This is a genomic window from Sulfurimonas sp. (genome assembly GCF_026991475.1).
Taxonomy (GTDB): domain Bacteria; phylum Campylobacterota; class Campylobacteria; order Campylobacterales; family Sulfurimonadaceae; genus Sulfurimonas.
On sequence record NZ_JALXBK010000085.1, the window covers coordinates 1 to 4,395 of the forward strand.

Genomic DNA, 4,395 nt, shown 5'->3' on the forward strand with positions numbered 1-4,395 from the left:
GCACCCTCCCATGTAAGTGAAAAGACTATAAGTTTACCTATCATAGAGTCGTAATTTGCAGGAATTTTATATCCTGAATAGATGCTTGTATCAAGGCGAATTCCTGGACCACCTGGTGCCATGTAGTTTGTGATTGTGCCTACTGCTGGCATAAAGTTATTATTTGGATTTTCTGCATTTATTCTAAACTCTATTGCAAATCCACGAAGTGAAATTTCTTCTTGTTTGTATTTGAGTCTATCTCCACCTGCGATTTCTATCATACGCTGGATAATATCTATACCTGAAATAATTTCAGTAACAGGATGCTCAACCTGTACGCGAGTATTCATCTCGATGAAGTAGACATTGTCGGTATCATCGACAAGAAACTCAACTGTACCGACACTCTCATAGCCGATTTTTTTAACAGCATCTACAGCGATTTTGTAGAGTTTTTGGCGTGTATCTTCGTTAAGAAGTGGGCTTGGTGCTATCTCTATTACCTTTTGGTGACGGCGTTGAATTGAGCAGTCACGATCTCCCAAATGCACAACATGACCAAATTTATCTGCTATTATTTGTACTTCTATATGGCGAGGATTACGCACATATTTTTCAATGAAGACATCCCCTTTTCCAAAATACTTTACAGCTTCATTTGTTGCCGATGCAAAAAGTTCTTGAAACTCTTTTGCTTCTTCAACTATACGCATACCGCGTCCACCACCGCCAAACGCAGCTTTGATGATGATTGGAAAACCTATCTCTTTTGCTATTTTTTCACCCTCTACTGGGTCTGTTACAGGTTCAAGTGTTCCCTCTAAAATAGGCACACCAACCTCTTTTACAGCAGCTTTTGAAGCCATCTTATCTCCAAAGAGGGCAATATGTTCTGCTTTTGGACCAATGAAAACAATTCCATTATCTTCACACGCTTGAGCAAATTCAGCACTCTCAGAGAGAAATCCATACCCCGGATGAATAGCGTCACATTTGGCTTGTTTTGCTATATCTATAATTCTGTCGTAGTTTAAGTATGCCTCTACGGGATTCCCAACGATAGGGTAACACTCATCTGCCTTACGCACCCAAACACCTGCAATGTCTACTTCTGAAAAGATTGAAACACTTTTCACCCCTAACTCTTTACATGCACGGATGATACGTAATGCAATCTCCCCTCTGTTAGCTATTAACACTTTTTTTATTTTATGCATAAAATTTCCTCATATTTTTTATATGAAAATTTTATACTATTTAAAATAACCGATGAAAAACAAAGGTTACTTATTGAGAAGATTTGCCGTATCTATGTTGTAAAAACTTTTTAACTCTTCATAAAGTTCTGGAAAATGCTTTTTCAGACTTTGCGGTGTTTCAAAAAAACGCTCACTGACAACTGCAAAAAATTCTGCTTCATTTGTCGCGGCGTAAGAGCCAAGAAGTTTGTATTTTCCCCACTCTCTATTTTTTAAGACAACATCAGAAAGTTTTTTGTAATCGTGAAAAAGCACATTTGTCCATTCATCATACTTTGACTTTTCAATTGGTGGCACACCGTCTATCTCTCCATCCATAAAGTCAATTTCATGGGCAAATTCATGCACTATTACATTGTCATGACGCAGATGATATGCCTCTTTTTTAGCGTCGTGCCAAACGATGATGACCGTATCGTTTGCTGATTGTCCGTCGATGAGAAATTTCTCTTTTGTGTAGATACCATTGGCCGCATTTATGTTTTCAAACGCAACAGCACTTGGATAAATGATGATAGTTTTAAGGTTGTCGTAGCAGTTTGTTTGGGTTTTATGCAAAAGTAAAAGACAGGCATAAAAGGCAATGATGACCTTTATTTCAGCACTTACTTCAATGCTTGCTCCAATAAACTCTTTTGTATGTGTAAAGAGCATAATAGAGTGCTCAATTTTTTCTTTATCTTCTTGTGAAAGCTCGGGGTAGTGTGCTGTTTTGTTAAGGTAGTTTCTATATTCGTCTTTAAAAGGCATAGCAAGTGCCTTTTTAATGTTCTCTTCTTTTCTTATTTGCAAAAACATCCAAAGTGCAATTATGCTAAATCCTAAGCCTGCAAACACTAAAAGAAGTGCTAAATAGTAGCTCATGCGTCTCGTTTTTCTTTTAGGTAGTAAAACATAGCAAGTTCTGTAAAATAGGGACCAAAAACATTAAATACAGGTATAAAGTTAAAGAGTGAACCTATCATATTTAGACCCCAAATGGAAGTTTTAAACTCTTTTAGTTTCTCTTTTTCTACAGTGCCAAATACAAATGAAGCGGTATCATAAGCAATGGTATCTTTCATCATCCATGTCCAAAGTCCAACAAGAATGATAAAGTTGATAACAGGGATAAAAAGCAGAGGAAATGATACAATTGAAATACCAATGAAAATTCCTGCATCTTTAAGAGTTTTTTTCATATTGTTATATTCATACTCATCATGCATAGCATCGTATGGAAACTCTCTCTCTTTTACCTCAGACAAAAATTTACTAGAAAACATACTCGTAACAAAAATCATACTAACGACTATACCAGCATAAATAATGTAAAAACCAATAAGATATGCAAGTCCTTTTTCAATAGTTTCAAATGGTAACCATGTTAAAAGTCTTAAAAATTTTGAATAGATAAAATCATGTTCAAAAAACCAAATAACTCCCCAAAAAATAGCACTTGCAAGACCTATGCTTATTGAAAGTGTGGCATACTTATCTCTACTTATCTTTTCAACTATAATATTTCCAAGAAAAGAAAATAGTAGTGCAAAGGTTACTAAAACTAATTGTAACCATAAAAAAGCCGAGAGCATCCAAGCCCCGTTTGAACGTAACATTGAGAAAGGAATAAAAGTTAAAATAGAACTTGTACTAGAGATAATCCCATCCCAAAAAAACATTCCAATTACAATCCAGACAGCGGAAATAACGAGACCACTTGTCATAGCAAACTTCATTGTTCTTGCTTTAAAAACACCTTTAAAACCAAAAACTACAGCATCCATAAAATCTTGCATATTCTCTCCTAATTTTTTACTTTATTTTGAATAAAAATCACTAAACCTATAAATAACATTATAAAAACTATTGAAAGGTGTTGTTGTAACAGCATTATAACATCTATTACTTTTTCACCAAAGTAATATCCCAAAGTTGTGAAGGTAAAAGCCCACATAATGATGCCAATAATGTCAAAAATTAAAAATTTCCAAAAAGAGTACCCACTCATTCCTATAAAAAGCAGAGAAGGAATATGCGTGCCATAGATAAAACGCTCAAAAAGAATGAGCCAGATGACATTTTTTTTAAACCATATTTTTATGAGACGTAAGCGATCCCTATAATTTTTAAGCCACTTTTCTACTCTGTTATCTGAATATTTTCCGATTAAAAAGACAGTCACATCACTGATAAAAGCACCTATGATGGCAATGAGTACAACTTTTGAAAAGATTAAATCACTCTCTTTACTAAGGTAGCCACCGAGTGTAAGTCCTACCTCACCTTCAAAAAGACTCCAGACAAAAAGAATCCAATATGAAAAATGCTCTATCAAATAATGGGTTATCACTGTTTTAAAATCTCTTTGTTCTTGATTTTAAAGGCTGCATCAAAGGTGTAAACAATAAGCTCACCCGTGGGAATCTCAAGCTTTACTACCTCTGTCTCTGAAAGTTCATCTAAATGCATTACTAATGAGCGTAGAGAATTTCCATGTGCAGAAATAAGCACCGTTTTGTCTGCTTGTAACTCTTGCATGATGACTTCATTATAGTAAGCAACAGCGCGTTTTTTCGTATCTTTGAGCGACTCATGCAGCGGCAGCAGCTCACGAGAAATTCCGTCATACTTTTTATCTCGCCAAACCACGCGCGCATCATCTTCATCTAAAGCTGGAGGAGGAACATCATAACCGCGACGTACAGCTAAAAACTGCTCCTCTCCATACTCTTTTAAAACCTTTGTTTTATCTTGTCCCTGCCATGCACCATAGTGGCGTTCATTGAGTTTATAAGAACGAATAGCATCAATATGTTCCCATTCCAACTCACGCAAAGCGATTTGTGCAGTATGAATGGCACGTTTAAGCCAAGAGGTAAAGCAGATGTCAGGATAGATACCGTTTTTTTTGAGCAGCGCACCTGCCTCTTTTGCCTCTTGCACTCCCTTCTCACTCAGTTCGACATCTGTCCAACCTGTAAAAAGATTTTTTTGATTATAAACACTCTCTCCGTGACGCATTAAAATAAGTCTGCTCATTATAACTCCTCGTATAATAAATTTATCAGTCATTACATCTAAAGGAGTAATGATTTGATAATTATTTTTTAGTTTTTGATAAAGTTATTTTTGTTTATCAAACACTATAACAACTTACAGTTAAAGAGTTGAA

5 protein-coding genes are annotated in these 4,395 nt (G+C 35.6%); all 5 read right to left on the bottom strand.

Features of this window, described 5'->3' with window-relative positions:
- Window positions 1-1,199: acetyl-CoA carboxylase biotin carboxylase subunit (locus tag MV589_RS07165; protein WP_297433390.1), on the bottom strand; the 1,199-nt coding region annotated here is incomplete at its 3' end.
- A 66-nt stretch (window positions 1,200-1,265) separates the two neighbouring features.
- Window positions 1,266-2,105, bottom strand: coding sequence for a M90 family metallopeptidase (locus tag MV589_RS07170; protein WP_297433391.1), 840 nt, complete (start codon window positions 2,103-2,105; stop codon window positions 1,266-1,268).
- Window positions 2,102-3,019 carry an EI24 domain-containing protein gene (locus MV589_RS07175; RefSeq protein WP_297433392.1) on the bottom strand — a complete coding sequence of 306 codons (918 nt, stop codon included), beginning with the start codon at window positions 3,017-3,019 and terminating at the stop codon, window positions 2,102-2,104. Before MV589_RS07175 ends, MV589_RS07170 begins: the two co-directional genes overlap by 4 nt.
- Window positions 3,020-3,027: 8 nt before the next feature.
- On the bottom strand, window positions 3,028-3,573 hold the full coding sequence (locus MV589_RS07180) for a DedA family protein (RefSeq protein WP_297433393.1): 546 nt from the start codon (window positions 3,571-3,573) through the stop codon (window positions 3,028-3,030).
- A complete protein-coding gene (locus MV589_RS07185) occupies window positions 3,570-4,262 on the bottom strand; it encodes a 2,3-bisphosphoglycerate-dependent phosphoglycerate mutase (RefSeq protein WP_297433394.1) in 693 nt (230 codons plus the stop codon). Before MV589_RS07185 ends, MV589_RS07180 begins: the two co-directional genes overlap by 4 nt.
- Between the last annotated feature and the right edge of the window lie 133 nt (window positions 4,263-4,395).